This is a genomic window from Planomonospora alba, assembly GCF_039534085.1.
GTDB lineage: Bacteria > Actinomycetota > Actinomycetes > Streptosporangiales > Streptosporangiaceae > Planomonospora_B > Planomonospora_B alba.
Genome location: NZ_BAAAUT010000029.1, coordinates 47,346 through 62,540, shown reverse-complemented (window position 1 = coordinate 62,540; position 15,195 = coordinate 47,346). Strand labels below are relative to the sequence as shown.

20 protein-coding genes and 1 tRNA gene are annotated in these 15,195 nt (G+C 68.7%); 18 read left to right on the top strand and 3 right to left on the bottom strand.

Features of this window, described 5'->3' with window-relative positions; genetic code table 11:
- Positions 1–71: 71 nt before the first annotated feature.
- The 3 genes from ABD823_RS18680 to ABD823_RS18670 are packed head-to-tail and all read left to right on the top strand — an operon-like array spanning position 72 to position 2,820.
- A complete protein-coding gene (locus ABD823_RS18680) occupies positions 72–1,439 on the top strand; it encodes a replication initiator (RefSeq protein ID WP_425566625.1) in 1,368 nt (455 codons plus the stop codon).
- Positions 1,436–1,612 (top strand): helix-turn-helix transcriptional regulator, encoded by a 177-nt coding sequence (locus ABD823_RS18675; protein WP_344861261.1) that lies wholly within the window; start codon positions 1,436–1,438, stop codon positions 1,610–1,612. Before ABD823_RS18680 ends, ABD823_RS18675 begins: the two co-directional genes overlap by 4 nt.
- Complete coding sequence (locus ABD823_RS18670) at positions 1,609–2,820, top strand: tyrosine-type recombinase/integrase (RefSeq protein WP_344861259.1); 1,212 nt, start codon at positions 1,609–1,611, stop codon at positions 2,818–2,820. Before ABD823_RS18675 ends, ABD823_RS18670 begins: the two co-directional genes overlap by 4 nt.
- Positions 2,821–2,865: 45 nt before the next feature.
- Here ABD823_RS18670 and ABD823_RS18665 read toward each other — a convergent pair whose 3' ends face one another.
- Positions 2,866–3,360 (bottom strand): YajQ family cyclic di-GMP-binding protein, encoded by a 495-nt coding sequence (locus ABD823_RS18665; RefSeq protein ID WP_344861257.1) that lies wholly within the window; start codon positions 3,358–3,360, stop codon positions 2,866–2,868.
- Between the two features lie 302 nt (positions 3,361–3,662).
- Between ABD823_RS18665 and ABD823_RS18660 the strand changes: the two genes are divergently transcribed.
- Positions 3,663–3,747: transfer RNA gene (locus ABD823_RS18660), tRNA-Tyr, on the top strand.
- A 627-nt stretch (positions 3,748–4,374) separates the two neighbouring features.
- Here ABD823_RS18660 and ABD823_RS18655 read toward each other — a convergent pair.
- The gene (locus ABD823_RS18655) at positions 4,375–4,821 is read right to left on the bottom strand and encodes an NUDIX hydrolase (RefSeq protein ID WP_344861255.1); all 447 of its coding nucleotides are present in this window, start codon (positions 4,819–4,821) and stop codon (positions 4,375–4,377) included.
- Between the two features lie 72 nt (positions 4,822–4,893).
- Between ABD823_RS18655 and ABD823_RS18650 the strand changes: the two genes are divergently transcribed.
- The 14 genes from ABD823_RS18650 (at position 4,894) to ABD823_RS18585 (ending at position 13,554) form a co-directional block, all read left to right on the top strand.
- Entirely contained in the window at positions 4,894–5,679 is a 786-nt protein-coding gene (locus ABD823_RS18650) for a GntR family transcriptional regulator (RefSeq protein WP_344861253.1), read from the top strand.
- 147 nt (positions 5,680–5,826) lie between these two features.
- Positions 5,827–6,207, top strand: coding sequence for a plasmid replication, integration and excision activator (locus ABD823_RS18645; protein ID WP_344861251.1), 381 nt, complete (start codon positions 5,827–5,829; stop codon positions 6,205–6,207).
- Entirely contained in the window at positions 6,204–6,512 is a 309-nt protein-coding gene (locus ABD823_RS18640) for a hypothetical protein (protein WP_344861249.1), read from the top strand. Before ABD823_RS18645 ends, ABD823_RS18640 begins: the two co-directional genes overlap by 4 nt.
- Before the next feature lie 83 nt (positions 6,513–6,595).
- A complete protein-coding gene (locus tag ABD823_RS18635) occupies positions 6,596–6,775 on the top strand; it encodes a hypothetical protein (protein ID WP_344861247.1) in 180 nt (59 codons plus the stop codon).
- A 59-nt stretch (positions 6,776–6,834) separates the two neighbouring features.
- On the top strand, positions 6,835–6,993 hold the full coding sequence (locus ABD823_RS18630) for a hypothetical protein (RefSeq protein ID WP_344861245.1): 159 nt from the start codon (positions 6,835–6,837) through the stop codon (positions 6,991–6,993).
- An 83-nt stretch (positions 6,994–7,076) separates the two neighbouring features.
- Positions 7,077–7,220, top strand: a complete 144-nt coding sequence (locus tag ABD823_RS18625; protein WP_344861243.1) for a hypothetical protein — start codon at positions 7,077–7,079, stop codon at positions 7,218–7,220.
- Positions 7,221–7,304: 84 nt separating this feature from the next.
- A complete protein-coding gene (locus ABD823_RS18620; RefSeq protein WP_344861241.1) occupies positions 7,305–7,478 on the top strand; it encodes a hypothetical protein in 174 nt (57 codons plus the stop codon).
- Between the two features lie 87 nt (positions 7,479–7,565).
- Positions 7,566–9,014 (top strand): FtsK/SpoIIIE domain-containing protein, encoded by a 1,449-nt coding sequence (locus ABD823_RS18615; protein WP_344861239.1) that lies wholly within the window; start codon positions 7,566–7,568, stop codon positions 9,012–9,014.
- Position 9,015: 1 nt separating this feature from the next.
- Positions 9,016–9,252 carry a hypothetical protein gene (locus ABD823_RS18610; RefSeq protein ID WP_344861237.1) on the top strand — a complete coding sequence of 79 codons (237 nt, stop codon included), beginning with the start codon at positions 9,016–9,018 and terminating at the stop codon, positions 9,250–9,252.
- Between the two features lies 1 nt (position 9,253).
- Positions 9,254–10,231, top strand: coding sequence for a DNA cytosine methyltransferase (locus ABD823_RS18605; RefSeq protein ID WP_344861235.1), 978 nt, complete (start codon positions 9,254–9,256; stop codon positions 10,229–10,231).
- Positions 10,228–10,437 (top strand): hypothetical protein, encoded by a 210-nt coding sequence (locus ABD823_RS18600; RefSeq protein ID WP_344861233.1) that lies wholly within the window; start codon positions 10,228–10,230, stop codon positions 10,435–10,437. The genes ABD823_RS18605 and ABD823_RS18600 overlap by 4 nt, the downstream gene beginning before the upstream one ends.
- Positions 10,434–12,116, top strand: coding sequence for a replication initiator (locus tag ABD823_RS18595; RefSeq protein WP_344861231.1), 1,683 nt, complete (start codon positions 10,434–10,436; stop codon positions 12,114–12,116). The genes ABD823_RS18600 and ABD823_RS18595 overlap by 4 nt, the downstream gene beginning before the upstream one ends.
- Positions 12,113–12,331 carry a helix-turn-helix domain-containing protein gene (locus tag ABD823_RS18590; RefSeq protein WP_344861229.1) on the top strand — a complete coding sequence of 73 codons (219 nt, stop codon included), beginning with the start codon at positions 12,113–12,115 and terminating at the stop codon, positions 12,329–12,331. Before ABD823_RS18595 ends, ABD823_RS18590 begins: the two co-directional genes overlap by 4 nt.
- Positions 12,331–13,554 carry a tyrosine-type recombinase/integrase gene (locus ABD823_RS18585; protein WP_344861227.1) on the top strand — a complete coding sequence of 408 codons (1,224 nt, stop codon included), beginning with the start codon at positions 12,331–12,333 and terminating at the stop codon, positions 13,552–13,554. The genes ABD823_RS18590 and ABD823_RS18585 overlap by 1 nt, the downstream gene beginning before the upstream one ends.
- Before the next feature lie 283 nt (positions 13,555–13,837).
- On the opposite strand, the gene ABD823_RS18580 is transcribed toward ABD823_RS18585, so the two are convergent.
- The gene (locus ABD823_RS18580; protein WP_344861225.1) at positions 13,838–15,184 is read right to left on the bottom strand and encodes a tyrosine-type recombinase/integrase; all 1,347 of its coding nucleotides are present in this window, start codon (positions 15,182–15,184) and stop codon (positions 13,838–13,840) included.
- Positions 15,185–15,195 lie beyond the last annotated feature (11 nt).

Below are 15,195 nucleotides of genomic sequence, written 5' to 3'. Positions count from 1 at the left end.
ACAACCGCCAAGTTCCGCGCCAGGCCGGGGGCCATCCCTCACAGATCACTCTGGATAGGACGGAACCCATCTTGCCCCACCCGCACGCCGTAGCCGGGATGGTCTCCCGGCTCAACGATCCCCACTACGCCCGCTGGGCCTCCCAGGTCCGCGCCACGGGCGGTTGCCGACAGCCGATCCACCTGCGCGGCAAGGTCCAGCACATCGACCGCGCGACCGGCGAACTCCTCCACTCCTACAGCACCCGCACCGAACCGGACGGCGTCCTTCGCGTGCCGTGCAAGACCCGGCGGGCCTCCCGGTGCCCGGCCTGCGCCGAGGTCTACCGCGCCGACACCTACCAACTCATCCGGGCGGGCCTGGCCGGCGGCAAGGGCGTGCCCGAGACGGTCACCGCCCACCCGTGCCTGTTCGTCACCCTCACCGCCCCCTCCTTCGGCATTGTCCACACCCGCCGGGAGAAGAACGGCAAGCTCCTGCCGTGCCATGCCCGGCGCGACGCAGCCACCTGCCCGCATGGGCGGGTCATGTCCTGTGCCGCCCGGCACGGCTCCGAAGAGACCTGCCTCGGCGAACCGCTGTGCCCGGACTGCTACGACTACGCCGGAAGCGTGCTGTTCAACGCCCTGGCCTCGGAGCTGTGGCGGCGCTTCACCCTGGCCCTGCGCCGTCGCCTGGCCAAGGCCGCGGGCCTGACCGTTCGGGAGCTGCGGGAGCAGGTGACGGTGTCCTTCGCCAAGGTCGCCGAGTACCAGCGGCGCGGCGTCGTGCACTTCCACGCCGTCATCCGCCTCGACGGCCCCGACGGGCCTTCCTCACCGCCTCCGGCCTGGGCGACGGCCGACGCCCTGGCGGACGCCGTACGGCACGCCGCCTCGGCCGTGGCGGTCACCGTCCCGGCCGCCGAGGGCGAACCGGCGCGGGTGCTGCGCTGGGGCGCTCAGCTCGATGTCCGGCCCATCACGATGGGCGGGGAGCTGACCGATCAGGCGGTGGCCGGCTACATCGCCAAGTACGCCACCAAGGCCGCCGAATGCGTCGGCACCCTCGACCGGCGCATCAGCCCGCTCGATGACCTGGACGCGCTGCCGCTGCGGGCACATGCCCGGCGGCTCATCGCCGAGTGCTTCCGCCTGGGCGCCCTCGACGGCCTGGCTGACCTTCGGCTGACCCAGTGGGCGCACATGCTCGGCTTTCGCGGCCACTTCTCTACCAAATCCCGCCGCTACTCCACCACCTTCGGGCAGATCCGCGAGGAGCGCGCCGAGCACATGCGGGCCGAAGCCGTCAGCACCGGACGGCTCCCCCTCTTCGAGGAGGACACCGTCCTCGTGATCGCCGAATGGGAGTACGCCGGACAGGGCTACTCGCTCGGTGACGCCCTCCTCGCCGCCGCACTGACCGGCGTCCCCCTGGCTGACTCCGGAGGCCCGCGATGAAGACGATGAACCGCCTCTGGACGGTGGAGGAGGTCGCCGAGTACCTCGGCGTGCCGGTCGGGACCCTCTACCAGTGGCGTTACAAGAAGATCGGGCCACCCGGCCGGCGGATCGGCAAGTACCTGCGCTACCTCCCCGAGGACGTGCACGCCTGGGTCCGGGAGCAGACATGACCGTCTACGACCGGTGGCACAAGTCCCGCCCCAAGCCCGGTGAGCCGACCTGCAAGGAGCACCGGCGCGTCCCCACGAACGTGCACGGGACCGGCGAGAGGTGGCAGGTCCGGTGGCGCGACGACCGGGGAGAGCAGCGCAAGCGGAACTTCACGAAGAAGAGCGACGCCGAGAGCTTCGACGCCGAGACCAAGGCCAACATCGACAAGGGTGTCTCGCTCGACATGGCGGCCGGCCGCGAGCGGGTGAAGGACGCGGCGGCCAAGTGGCGGGCTCACCTGCTGCACCGCGGCTCGACGAGTGAGCGGATGGACCGGGTGTTCCGGCTCCACGTGGACCCGATCCTCGGCCATCTCCGGATGGCCCAGGTGCGCCCGTCGCACATCCGGGCGTGGGTGAAGGACCGCTCCCAGGTGCTGGCCCCGTCCACGCTGGGCGTGGTCTACAGCAACCTCGCCTCGTTCTTCGCCGCGGCCGTCGCCGACCGGGTCATCAGCGTCTCGCCGTGCCTCGGGGTCCGGCTGCCGAGCGCGGAGGAGCGGCGCCAGTTCATCCCGACACCGGAACAGGTGCACATCCTCGCAGAGTCGCTGCCGCCGCGCTTCGCGGCGGTGGTCTACCTGGCGGCGGGCTGCGGGCTCCGCGGCGGTGAGGTCTTCGGCCTGGAGCTCGACCAGGTCGACCTGAAGCGCCGTGAGGTGGACGTGAGCCAGCAGATGGTCTCGGTCGGCGGGCGCTCGCCGTACCTGGGGCCGCCGAAGACCAGGACGTCGATGCGGACCGTCGAACTCCCCGAGGTGGTCTGCGCGGCCTTGGCCGTGCACCTGAAGCGGTTCGAGCCGGTCGAGATCGAGGTGGACGACGAGACCGATCCCCGGAGCCCGCGGCGCCGTACGGCCCGGCTGCTGTTCACCACGAACATGCTGCTCCCGGTCCACCGGTCGACCTGGGCGCACATCTGGGCGCCGGCGGCCCGCGCGGCGGGCATCCCGAAGGGGACCGGGCTGCACGTGCTGCGGCACTACTTCGCGACCCTGCTGATCCACCGGGGGGCGAGCGTGAAGACCGTTCAGCTCGCGCTCGGGCACAGCACGCCCACGGTCACGCTCAACACCTACGTGGGGGAGTGGCCCGAGGCACAGGAGAGGACGCGTGCCCTGGTGGACAGCGCCCTCGGCCGTGTGCCCCGGATGTGCCCTCCCGCATAGGCGCGGCTCTGAACGAGCAGCTCAGAGCCATGATCACCCATCTGGTTAACGGTAGTTCGTGAACTGCAGGGCGACGTCCAGGTCCTTGCCCTTGAGCAGGGCGATGACCTCCTGGAGTTCGTCCTTCTTCTTGGAGCTCACCCGCAGTTCGTCACCCTGGATCTGGGCCTTGACGCCCTTGGGCCCCTCGTCCCGGATGATCTTGGAGATCTTCTTGGCGTTCTCCTGGTCGATGCCCTCCTTGAGGTCGACCATGAGCCGGTACTCCTTGCCGGACAGCTTGGGCTCGCCCGCGTCGAGGATCTTGAGGGACAGGCCCCGCTTGATCAGCTTCTCCTTGAACACGTCGAGAACGGCGTTGGCGCGCTCCTCGCTGTTGGCCCTGATCTCGACGGCCTTCTGGCCACCGGACCACGTGATGCTCGCACCCGTGCCCTTGAAGTCGAACCGGTGTCCGATCTCCTTGACCGTCTGGTTCAGCGCGTTGTCGGCCTCCTGGTGGTCGATCTTGCTGACGATGTCGAAACTGCTGTCGGCCATGCGTCGACTGTCCTCCCTAGCTCTCTGGACGACCCTAGCGTCTTGCCTGTCAGCCCATGATGCGGTGATCTCCGCCGCCGTGGTGACAATGCCGGGAGAGGGGAGCGCGGAAGCCGTTTCCCGGCCGGACCCGGCGCGGCGCGCACGCCGTACCCGGCCCGCTCCGAGAGGGCGCGGTGACATCGGTGTGTAGCGGGAAGGCCCTGGTGGACCGGGCCGGCGAAGGATCAGCGCCGCCGATGTCACGTCACGTCCGGAAGTCCGCTATTCTTCTTCCTGTCGCCGCCGCAAGCGGATGGCAAGGCAGGTTGCCCGAGTGGCCAAAGGGAACGGTCTGTAAAACCGTCGGCTCAGCCTACCCAGGTTCGAACCCTGGACCTGCCACCAGCAGGAAAGAAGCCCCTGACCAGCTATAACGCCGGTCGGGGGCTTTTTTCGTTGATCGCCCGGGAGCCCCCGCGATTCCCCGTGATTGACCCTGACTTAGGGCACGCTCGGGGCACGCGATCAGATCTGATCCCCGTGCGGACGCACGCATTCCTCCCCTGCCTGATCTTCCCGTCTGCCTCGTCCCACCCGTAGGGCAGCGGGCCGGCGACGGAGGAGCAAGCCCGTCTTCGCGTGTCCCTCAGCCGGTAGCCGTTCCTCGGTCATCGGACGCCAAGAGGTACAGACGGGCTTGATCTGGAGGAGTCGGTCTGCTGGGCTCCGCCTGGGACGTGGCAGGCGGGACGATCAGGCTCACCTCAGCCATCTACGGTCTCCGGTCCGGCAATCGCGATCATCCCGGAGCCGAGGCCCCCGCCGGAGGCATCAAAGGACCTCGGTGCGGGCGGCGGCGGGCCGGTGGTCGGCGCGTCAGCGGGTACGGTGAGGGCGGCGGTCGGCGCGCCCGCGCGGCCCCCGCGCGAGAACGGCCCCCAGGCCGCACGCGCAGCGCGGGAGGACGGCGCGGGCTGGTGCGGCGGCGCGGCGCGCCGCCGCCTTGATACCCATAAGGGCAATTCGGCAAAGTCACACGTAGAGCTGCGCACCGATCAGATGTACGCCGTCGTGCTGGCGTACGGCTGGCATTTGGTTGTCTCGCATGGCGTCCAGGACGCGGACGGCGAACGCCTCGGATGCGAGGGCTCGAACTTCGTCCGCAGTGACCCAGCGGAAGGCGCGAGTCTCGTCGGTTTCCGTGAGTTGTCCGTCGGTGACCTTGCATCGGAAGACCAGCGCGACGATGCCTCGGGCCATATTCTTGTAGACGCCGGTCAGGGCGATCGGCTCGACGTGGAGGCCGGTTTCCTCTCGGACCTCCCGGACAAGCCCGGTGATGATGTCCTCGTCGCGTTCGAGAACTCCGCCGGGGGCCTCCCAGTGGCCGTTGTCCCGCCGCTGAGTCAGAAGCGCTCGGCCGTGGTCGTCGATGATCACTCCTGCCACGCTGACAGAGTGCGTGTTTTGGCGATCCATCGGATTACCTCCGGCGGGGCTGGTCGATATCCTCGACTGTAGTACACGTATGTACGAGTTGAGGAGTTGGCCGTGGCGGAGCTGTCCCTGCCAGATCTGGACCCGATCAGCGACCGGGCCGTTTTCCGCCAGATAGCCGACCACCTCCGGGATGCGATCGAACGCGGCAAGCTCCATCAGGGTGACAAGGTGCCCTCAGAGACGCAGCTCATGCAGCACTACGGCGTTGCCCGGATGACCATCCGAAATGCGCTCCAGGTCCTCCAGAGTGAGGGCCTGACCGTGGCCGAACACGGGCGTGGAGTCTTCGTCCGTTCTCACCCTCCGGTTCGGCGTCTGGCCTCCGACCGGTTCGCGCGCCGGCATCGCGAGCAGGGCAAGGCGGCGTTCATCGCGGAGACCGAGGGTGCAGGCGGTAAGCCCTCCGTCGATTCCATAAAGATCACGGAAGAGAACGCATCTCCGGACGTGGCCGAACGGCTCAAGCTGACGACTGAGGATTGTGTGATCGTCCGCTCTCGCCGATACCTGATCAACGGCCGACCGGTCGAGATCGCGACCTCCTACATCCCCGCTGAGATCGCCAGAGGTACGCAGATCGCCCAACCGGACAGCGGGCCGGGGGGAATCTATAGGCGATTGGAAGAGATGGGCTTCCAGCTAGATCACTACATGGAGGAGATCCGCTCCCGGATGCCGCTCCGCGATGAGGCGAGAGCCCTCAAACTCGCCCCCGGCGTGCCGGTCTTTCACCTGATCCGTACGGCTTACACGACGGAGGGCCGTGCCGTGGAGGTGTGCGACACCGTGATGTCCAGCGATGCCTACGTGCTCTCGTACGAACTTCCCGCCCGATAGGGCTTGACGGACTCGTCTAGAGGAGTCATAAAGGAGTCAGGCGATAACTCCTCTAGTCGAGTAGACGCCTAGTAGAGACCTCGGATCGGCCGAGGTCCCAACAGTGGAGGCAGAGCAGTGGCTCTCAAGGGTGGAACACGCTTCAGCGTGAGGTTCGAGGACGTTTTCCCGAACGGCTGCAATCTGGTCCCGGACTCGATCGTTGAGGCCCAGGACTACGACGAGAAGACCAAGCGGCGGACTCCCGCGATCGACAAGGCGACGGGCCTGCGGGTCTTCCAGTGCCGGGTCATGGACATGGACCCCGAGCTGACCGGTCGCTCCCGGGAGACGACCGTGAAGATCCTGGCTCCGGTCCAGCCGGTGCCGCCGACCGGGCAGCCGTTCGAGTTCGTGGAGTTCGAGGGCCTGACGGTCACGCCGTACGTCAACGACCGGGGTCGCATGGCCTACTCGTTGCGCGCGACGGCGATCGTCAAGCCCCACAGCGTCAAGCAGACCCCGGCGGCCGGCAAGGACGCGGCGTGATGGCCGGGCGCGGCAACGGCTCATGGCAGATCACGTCCCTGCATGTGGAGGGGAACGGATCGGCCACCTGCCGGACGTACCCGGCACGGACCCCGATCTTCGAGGTCGCGGCGGACAGGGCGACGGTCACCGTCACGATCCCGGCCGATCGGCTGGACGCGGCAGCGGTGATGTTCGCCCGGGAACTGGCCCAGGCCGCGCACTGCTTCGCCGTCGAGATCGAGCGCCGGTGGCGTGGACTGCCTTCCTCCGGCCCGAGGGCACGGCACCCCTACGGCAACGCCGTCGCGTGCGACAAGAGCTGACCGATTCCACGGGGCCGTGGTGAAGCGGCAACTTCCGACGACCCCTGATCTTCCTGGTTCCCAGCAACGACAAGGAGATGAACGTGAGCAAGAAGACCGTGAAGTACCGCACCGTAGGCGGCCAGATCGTCACCTGGAACCACCGCGCGAACGTCAACGATCTCGCCGACTACGGGGTGTGGGAGTGCTCCGGCTGCGGAGACCAGCGTGACGGATACCGTTTCGACGCCGACAAGCACGCCCAGAACTGCCGCGCTATCTGACCGATCCGGGCCGTCCATCCGACCAAGAACGTCGGCCCCTTCCTCGAAAGGACCTCGGCATGAGGAACCCGCTCAAGCAGCCCGCTCCGCTCCAGTGCAGCCGGTGCTTCGGTCAGGGCCGTATCTCCGCCCAGACCTGGACTATGGGCAAGGGCTGGCGCCAGACCGGTCCGAAGTGCCCCGACTGCAAGGGCCGCGGCACGCTTCCCACGCGCTGAGCCGACACGTTCCGATCATGACCCCGGCCCGTCCATCCGACCAAGAACGTCGGGCCGGGGCTCCTCGAAAGGAGATCTCCAGCATGGCACGACAGACCACGGTGCACCACATCCCGCGTCACGCCGGATGGCCGAACGGAGAGCCGCAGAGCGTCCGTGACGCCTACGACCGGATGCTCGCCGAGCAGGCCGGCCAGGACGGTGACAAGCGGGACGGCAAGTCCTGAAATCACGCGGGGCCACCGTGAAGCGGCAACTTCCGGTGGCCCTTGATCTCCCCGGTTCCCAGCAACGATCAGGAAGGGCTTTCAGTGGACAAGAACCAGGTTGCCAAGCAGAAGATCCGAGAGCAGGTCGCCCAAGAGTTCGCGGCGGATGGTGTCCGCCCCGATGAGGTGGTCTTGAAGGACAACGGCGACATCGTCATCGACCGCCGTAAGACGAAGTCCTGGGCCACGCCCGTGATCGTCGGCAAATGGTCGTAGAAGCAAGCGGGGCCACCGTGAAGCGGCAACTTCCGGTGGCCCCTGATCTCCCCGGTTCCCAGCAAGGATCAGGAAGGACCTCAGTTTATGCTGCGCAAACTCCCCGGTGACACCGCCCGTGATCTGGTGTCCACCACGCCGGACACGGCGATCGTGTTCCGGCCCACCGTCGTCAACACGCCCGCGATCGTGGTGATCGTGATCGCGGTGTGGCGGTTCCTGGCCGGGATCGTCCATACCGTCTGGCGGCACCCGATCGCGGTCGCCTCGCTCCTCGTCCCGGCGGCCGTGGTCGTGCGCTACGGCTGGACCTGGGCGGGGCTCCTGGTCGGCTCCGTGCTCGTCCTCGGGGTCGTCTGGGCGCTGCTGCACCGGCCTTCGTTCCTGGCCGTGGCCGGCTGGCGGCTGCTGGCCTTCTGGCGCTGGATGTGGATCTATCGGCGGCACTGGCAGCCGGTCATGGTCATCGCGGGCCTGTCCAAGGTGATGAAGGGCCGCGACTACCTGCCCGTGCTCGTGCGCGTGTCCTGCGACGACTTCACCGACCGGGTGACGGTCAAGATGCTGTCGGGTCAGTCAGTGGAGGACTGGGCCAAGCGCACCGACCACCTCGCGCACGCCTTCGGCGCACTCTCCTGCCGGGTCTCGATCGTGCGGGCCGGTCGGCTGCTGCTGACCTTCCCGCGTCGTGATCCGCTGGCAACCCCGATCGGGGCGCTGCCGATCCCGCCGGCGGTGGACCTGGGCGCGGTGCCGGTCGGTAAGCGTGAGGACGGTCGGCCGTGGACGCTCAAGCTGCACGGCACTCATGTCCTGGTGGCGGGTGCGACCGGTTCGGGCAAGGGCTCGATCATCTGGTCTGCGGTGCGTGGTCTGCTGCCGGCGGTCCGGGCCGGACTGGTCCAGATCATCGGGCTGGATCCCAAGCTCATGGAGCTGTCCTATGGCCGGGACCTGTTCCACCGCTATGCCTCCTCTCCCGAGGAGTGCGCCGATGCGCTGGAGGAGACGGTCGCGCTGATGCACGACCGGGCCGGTCTGTACGCCGGTCACCAGCGCTCGCACACGCCGTCCGTGGCCTACCCGTTCGTGCTCGTGGTCGTGGACGAGGTGGCGTTCCTGACCGCCTACCAGACCGACAAGCACCTTCGGGAGCGGGTCAAGGCCGCGCTCGCCACGCTGACCACGCAGGGCCGGGCGGTCGGTGTCGGGGTGCTGGCGGCGCTCCAGGACCCCCGCAAGGAGGTCATGAGCATCCGCAACCTGTTCCCCGACAAGATCGCGCTCCGGTTGGACGAGTCGGAGCAGGTGGACATGGTCCTCGGCGAAGGTGCCCGCGACCGGGGCGCGCTGGCCGATCAGATCTCCCCGATCCCCGAGCGCGGCGCAGGCGTCGGCTTCGTGCGGCTGGAGACCTCGCCGGACCCGGTGCGGGTGCGGGCGGCCTACGTCTGCGACGCCGATATCCACGCGATGGTGGCCGAGTTCGCCTCCTCGCCGGCGCTGCCCGAGGTGCCTTCGGAGGAGGTGGCATGAGATGGCTCGCAAGCGCCCCGCCCCGGCTCGTGAGCGCGGCTTCCTCGACTGGACCGGCCAGGACGACGGCGTCAACCACTGGCTCGGCGGTCGCCGCCTGCCGTGCCGGATCTGCCACCGGCCGACGTTCCTGTGTGACGACGCTCAGGTTCCCTGTCACAAGACGTGCGCCGATGCCGAGTTCGCCGGCGACTCCTCTGCTGCGGGCGCGTCCTCGGCTCGGCGGGAGGTGGCCTGACATGACCGTTCCCGGAACCCTCGACCTGTTCGCCGGTCCCGGCGGCTGGTCCACCGGTCTTCGCCTGCTGGGCCTGGAAGACCTCGGGATCGAGATCGACCCCACCGCGTGCGCCACCCGGACGGCGGCCGGACACGCCACCGTGTGCGCCGATGTCTCCGCGCTCGACCCGGCCGACTTCGCCGGCGTGACCGGGTTGATCGCCTCGTCTCCGTGTCAGACCTTCTCGACGGCGGGCAAGCGCGCCGGGCTGGCCGACATGGTCGTCTGCCACCGGGCGTTGAACGACCTGGCCGCCGGACGCGACAGCCGCGCCGCACTCGTGGAGCAGTGCCGCGACCGCCGATCCCTGCTGGTGGTCGAGCCCCTGCGCTACGCCCTGGCGCTGTCGCCTCAGTGGGTGGCCGTCGAGAACGTGCCCGCCACCGCGCCCCTGCTGGAGCACACCGCCGCGATCTTGCGCGAGCACGGGTACCGGGCTTGGAGCGGGGAGGTCAACGCCGCCGACTACGGCCTTGCCCAGTCCCGCCGGCGGGCGCTGCTGCTGGCCCACAGCGACCGACTGCCCGCCCTTCCGGCACCGACCCACCGAGGCGGAGCGGTCCAGCCGGATCTGTTCGGTTCCGAGTTGCGCCCCTGGGTCACCATGGCCGATGCCCTCGGATGGCCTCGGGGGCTTCAGATCCGCACACGCGGCATGCGCCGGGCCGGGACCGGTGGCAACCTGTTCAGCGCCGACCGCCCCGCCTGGACCCTGACCGAGAAAGCCCGCTCGTGGACGGTCGGCAGCCTCGACGCCCTGGCGCACACCTGGCGACAGCTCACCGCCCAGGAGGCCGCCGTGCTCCAGGGCTTCCCGCCGGACTACCCGTTCCAGGGCCGTCGCTCGACCGTCTTCCGGCAGATCGGCGACGCCGTTCCCCCGCTCCTGGCCGCCGCCGTCCTGGATGCGCTGTGCGGCACGGAGGTGACTCGATGACCGCCGAACCGCTGACCGGGCACCGCTGCCCGACCTGCAAGGCCAAGGGCACGTGCTGGCTCGACGCCGAGACCCAGCAGATCACCTGCACCGAGTGCGGCCAGGCGTCCCTCGTCCTGATCGCACCCGAGCCCATGCCGGAGCCTGCGCCGGCCAAGCCCGCTCGCCGTACCCGCAAGAGCACCGCCAGGAGCACGGCCAAGTGACCACCTCGACCGACCGGACGACGCCCCGGGCGCTGCGGATGGCTCAACCGCTCGCCCGGGATGTCGTCGATCAGATCGCCGCCGAGTACGGCGTGTGCCTGCGCCCCATCCCGATGTACCGCCTGGATGAGGCCACCGGCGAGACCAGGCTGTTCGACCTGCCGTGCGGGGCCACCCTGGCCAGCAAGTGCGCTCCCTGCGCGGAGCGGAACCGGCTGCTGCGCATGGCCCAGTGCCGCGAGGGCTGGCACCTGGAGACCGAACCCGTCATCCCGCCCAAGCCGCCGACCGAGGAACAGCGGTGGCTGATCGAGTTCCGCGCTGACTGGCAGGCCAAGCGGGACGCCGCCCACGCCGCCGGCGAGGACACCAGCGAGCATGACGAGGTGCTGCGCGGTCTGGATGCGGAGATCCGGGCCGCCGGGATGCGGGGCAGCGTGACCGGTCGGGCCTCGACGGCTCGTAAGCGCTCGACCCGCCGCCGCCAGGATGCCCCGGACCTGCCCAGGCGACGCAGGGTCGCCACGACGCTCGGGCGGACCTACACCGGACGGGACGGCAGGCGGTTCCGTCCGTCGATGTTCATCACGCTGACCCTGCCCTCCTACGGCAAGATCCAGACCGATCGCGGGGTGCCGGTCGATCCGGACGCCTACGACTACACCCGCGCCGCCCGGGACGCGATCCACTTCGCCCGACTGGTGGACCGGTTCGTGCAGAACCTGCGCCGGGTGGCCGGCTATGACGTGCAGTACTTCGCCGCGGTGGAGCCGCAGAAACGGCTGGCGCCGCATCTGCACATGGCCATGCGGGGCACCCTGTCGCGGGCGGAGATCAAGCAGATCGCGGCGGCCACCTACCACCAGGTGTGGTGGCCTTCGGTGGACGTGGTGCGCTTCGAGGGCGAGCACCTGCCCGTCTGGGTGGAGCGGGCCGAACGCGAAGACGGCACGCCGTACCCGGACCGCCAGAGCGGCGACTACATCGACCCGACCACGGGCGAGGTCCTGCCGACCTGGGATGAGGCATTGGACGCGATCGGCGACGACGACGAGCCCATGCACGTGATCCGCTTCGGTGAGCAGGTCAAGGCGGACGGCATCATGGCCGGCACCAAGGACGCGGACAAGGCGATCGGATACATCGCCAAGTACCTGACCAAGGCGATCGGCGAGAGCGTCAGCACCGGCGACCCCGATGATCCCGACCAGCAGGCCCGCCAGGCGCACGCCGCCCGGATGGTCGAGGCCCTGCGCTACGAGCCGTGCTCGCCCACCTGCGCGAACTGGCTGCGCTACGGCGTACAGCCGAAGAACGCCCGTGCCGGAATGGTCCCGGGCCGGTGTCGAGGCAAGGCGCACAAGCCCGAACACCTCGGCTACGCGGGCCGGCGGGTGCTGGTCTCCCGGAAGTGGTCGAACAAGACGCTGACCGATCACCGGGCCGACCGGCGGGCCTTCGCCCTGGAAGCGCTCGGTCTTTCGGCAACCGAGGAGACCGACCCGGGCCGCTATTCCTGGCGGCCGGTCCCATCCGGTGACCCCGGCCTTCGGCCGCTGGGTGAGCGGCTCCTCCTGGCCGTGGCCGAGCGCCAACGTTGGCGACGCCTACGCGACGAGCTACGGGCCAGAGCAGACGGACAAGATCTTTCGGCAACCGAGAAGAGGAGGGCGGCGTGAGCACGACGGATCTCGGGCGGCTTCTCACTGTGGAGGAGGCGGCGGAGCGGCTGAACACATCGGTTCGCTTCCCTCGGCGGCTGATCGAGGAGCGCCGGATCACCTTCGTCCGGATCGGCCGGCACGTGCGTATCCCGGAGCGGGAGCTTGAAGCCTTCATCGCGGCCTCGGTCGTGCCCGTTATCACGATCAAAGGCTACGGGAGCGCGGCGTGATGGCTAAGCGAGCAAGAGCTTTCGGCAACGCGCGTGAGCTGCCCTCGGGACGGTGGCAGGTCCGTTACTGGGGTCCGGACGGCCGGCGGCATACGGCTCCGCACACCTTCGCCAAGGAGAAGGACGCGAACCGGTGGCTTCGCCTGAAAGAGGCCGAGGTCGCGCGCGGAGAGTGGATCAACCCTGATGAGGCGAGGATCACGGTCAAGAAGTGGGCGGAACGCTGGCTGACCTCTGTCGGTCCGAGTCTCAAGCCCAAGACGCGGGCCTCGTACGCCTCGCTCCTGCGAACGACCATAGAGCCCAGGTTCGGGAAGATGGAGGTCGGCCAGGTCCGTCCCATCATAATCGGTGAATGGGTGGCGAGTCTGACGAAGCAAGGACTCAGTCCCTCCCGCGTTCGGCAGTCGTACCGGCTGATGTCGCAGATCATGACGGCGGCGGCCAACAATGACATGATCAAGGTGTCACCGTGTCGGGGCGTGAAGCTTCCCCGGATGCCTGAGACTGAGCCGCACATCCTGACGGAGGCTGAGGTCAAAGCGCTGATCGAAGCTCTCCGGGCTCCTCATGATCTGGTCGTGCAGCTCCTCGCGTACGGCGGGCTGAGGATCGGTGAGGCGTTCGCGCTCCGCCGGCGGAACGTCGATGTCGAGAACGGGCGGCTGATCGTCGCGGAGTCGTTAGCCGAGATCGGCGGCAGACACGTCTTCGACACGCCGAAGTCACATCAGAGGCGAGAGATCGTGCTCCCTGCCTTCGTCGTGAGGGCGCTTCAGGCTCGACTCGACAAGCTGACCGATGATCCCGAGGCGCTGCTGTTCACCGGTAGGACGGGCAAGCCGCTGCACTACAACTCCTGGCGCCGCTGGCACTTCGACCCGGCTGTGGAGGCGGCCAAGCTCACGGATGTCACTCCACACGACCTGCGCGCCACCCATGCGACCTGGGTAGCCGACCGGCACGGCGTCATGGCTGCGGCTCGACGGCTCGGCCACTCCAACGCGAGCGTGACCACCCGGCACTACGCGCGGGCGGTGGAAGGACGGGACAAGGAGATCGCCGAAGCGCTCGACGTGCAGGCGGGGCACGCGGAGCGCTCCGAAGAGCCGCAGGGCACGCAGAGGGCACGACAGATGCGACGGCGGTTCTCTTGGCCTGCGATCAAGCCTGTGACCAGCAACGGAAGCGAGAAAGGATTATCGACTTCCCGGCATCTGTAAAACCGTCGGCTCAGCCTACGATGGTTCGAACCCATCACCTGCCACCAGCCTTAGCGACAGCTGAGAGGCCCTACGGGGCCTCTTTTGCTTTTCCGGGACATGCAGCCGTATGCCGCTCTGAGCGGCCGTGCGTCGGTGGTCGCGCAATATGTGCGCAATGATCTTGAGGGTGTTCTCCCAGGTCGGGCCGGACGTTCGGAGCCGGTCAGGAGCGCGAGTCCACCCCTGAAACGTCGAAGGGCCCCGGGTGGTGTCCCGGAGCCCTGATCATACGTCGGGTGCCTCACGCCGCCAGGGCGTCACTGATCCGCCGGTTGGCGATCTCCTTCTGCCCGTCGATGCACTTGGCGTAGACGCGAAGGAGGACGTCCACGCTGTGCCCGGCCCGCTCAGCCACATCGGGAGCCGGAACGCCCGCATTCAGCCACAGAGAGACCGCCGCGTGCCGCAGGTCGTACGGTCGCCGGGCGAGGGGAGAGGCCACCTGAGCGGGCGTGAGAGCCAGTTTCCGAGCCTCCTGCCAGACCTCGGTGTAGGCCGTCGAGGCGACCACGCCACCCCGCTCACTGCGGAAGATCCGCCCGCCCTCGCCGGCGCCGTACTCCTGGACGTGCTCCCGGAGGATCCTGACGAGTTCGGGAGGGATCGGCACCGGCCGCACGTCGTCACGGCCCCGGTGCTTGAGACCGCGCTCCTCGTGGGCGTCTCCGCTGTCAGTCCACTGCGTGTTGACCTCCGGTCGCGAGACGTCGACCGTGATCTGTCCCCACCCTTCGGCGGGAAGGTGGCAGTCCTGGAGACGCAGGCCCACTGCCTCACCGGGCCGCAGCGCGGCGTAGTACATGCAGGCGAACAGAGCCATGAGCCGCCGGCCACGGCCCCGCCGACCCACGTAGGTCACCGCGGTGAGCAGCTCCCCAGCCTGCCGGGGATTGACCGCCACGCGCGGGTCGACGGTCTCGGTCGTCTTGGGCGGCTTCCACTTGACCTTGTGCAACGGATTGGCGGGCAGCTCTCCCAGCTCCACGGCGTATTCGAGGACCGCATGGAGAACGGCCCGCTTGCGGGCGACCGTGTTCGGGGCCGACGCCGTACCGTCGAGCCGGAGCGCGAGCGCGTCGAGTGCCAGCCGTACGGTTCGTGTCTCGCCGAGGTCGGCCAGGTCCAGCGAGGCGCCCTCAAGCCAGCGGATGGCCTGGGCCATCTCATGCGGAGCATGGGGCCGCTTGCCCGCAGGCAACAGGGCGTACTTACGCAGCGCGGTCCGGAGAGCCCCGGCGTCGGGGCGGCCCGGCCGGTCCTTGGTGAGCGCGGGAAGTACCGTCGAAAGCGCGTCGGAGATGCTGTCCCGGCTCTTGGCCGCCGCGTGCGGCCACTTCATCTCGATGTAGGCCCGTACGAACTCGAAGACCGTCCGGGCGCTCTTGGCCTGGAGCATGGAGAGCGGGAACCCGGTCTCCACGTCGAACGCCTCACCGCGCTTCGCGGCCTGCCGCAGGTCCGACAGGAAGCTCTCGGCGAGGGCCTTGGTTCGCAGGGTCTTGGACTTCTGCCGGCCTCCCACCTTCCAGCGGACCACGTAGGAAGGCGTCTTGCTCGTCTCATTCCGGCGGATTTCCCAGAACTTCACGTCGTACGAGG

Bases quoted from the DNA above. Each gene is read 5' to 3' on its own strand.
- ABD823_RS18655 (WP_344861255.1), bottom strand. From the start codon at position 4,821: ATGGATCGCCAAAACACGCACTCTGTCAGCGTGGCAGGAGTGATCATC.
- ABD823_RS18615 (WP_344861239.1), top strand. From the start codon at position 7,566: ATGCTGCGCAAACTCCCCGGTGACACCGCCCGTGATCTGGTGTCCACC.
- ABD823_RS18585 (WP_344861227.1), top strand. From the start codon at position 12,331: ATGGCTAAGCGAGCAAGAGCTTTCGGCAACGCGCGTGAGCTGCCCTCG.
- ABD823_RS18670 (WP_344861259.1), top strand. From the start codon at position 1,609: ATGACCGTCTACGACCGGTGGCACAAGTCCCGCCCCAAGCCCGGTGAG.
- ABD823_RS18630 (WP_344861245.1), top strand. From the start codon at position 6,835: ATGAGGAACCCGCTCAAGCAGCCCGCTCCGCTCCAGTGCAGCCGGTGC.
- ABD823_RS18665 (WP_344861257.1), bottom strand. From the start codon at position 3,360: ATGGCCGACAGCAGTTTCGACATCGTCAGCAAGATCGACCACCAGGAG.
- ABD823_RS18610 (WP_344861237.1), top strand. From the start codon at position 9,016: ATGGCTCGCAAGCGCCCCGCCCCGGCTCGTGAGCGCGGCTTCCTCGAC.
- ABD823_RS18625 (WP_344861243.1), top strand. From the start codon at position 7,077: ATGGCACGACAGACCACGGTGCACCACATCCCGCGTCACGCCGGATGG.
- ABD823_RS18675 (WP_344861261.1), top strand. From the start codon at position 1,436: ATGAAGACGATGAACCGCCTCTGGACGGTGGAGGAGGTCGCCGAGTAC.
- ABD823_RS18605 (WP_344861235.1), top strand. From the start codon at position 9,254: ATGACCGTTCCCGGAACCCTCGACCTGTTCGCCGGTCCCGGCGGCTGG.
- ABD823_RS18600 (WP_344861233.1), top strand. From the start codon at position 10,228: ATGACCGCCGAACCGCTGACCGGGCACCGCTGCCCGACCTGCAAGGCC.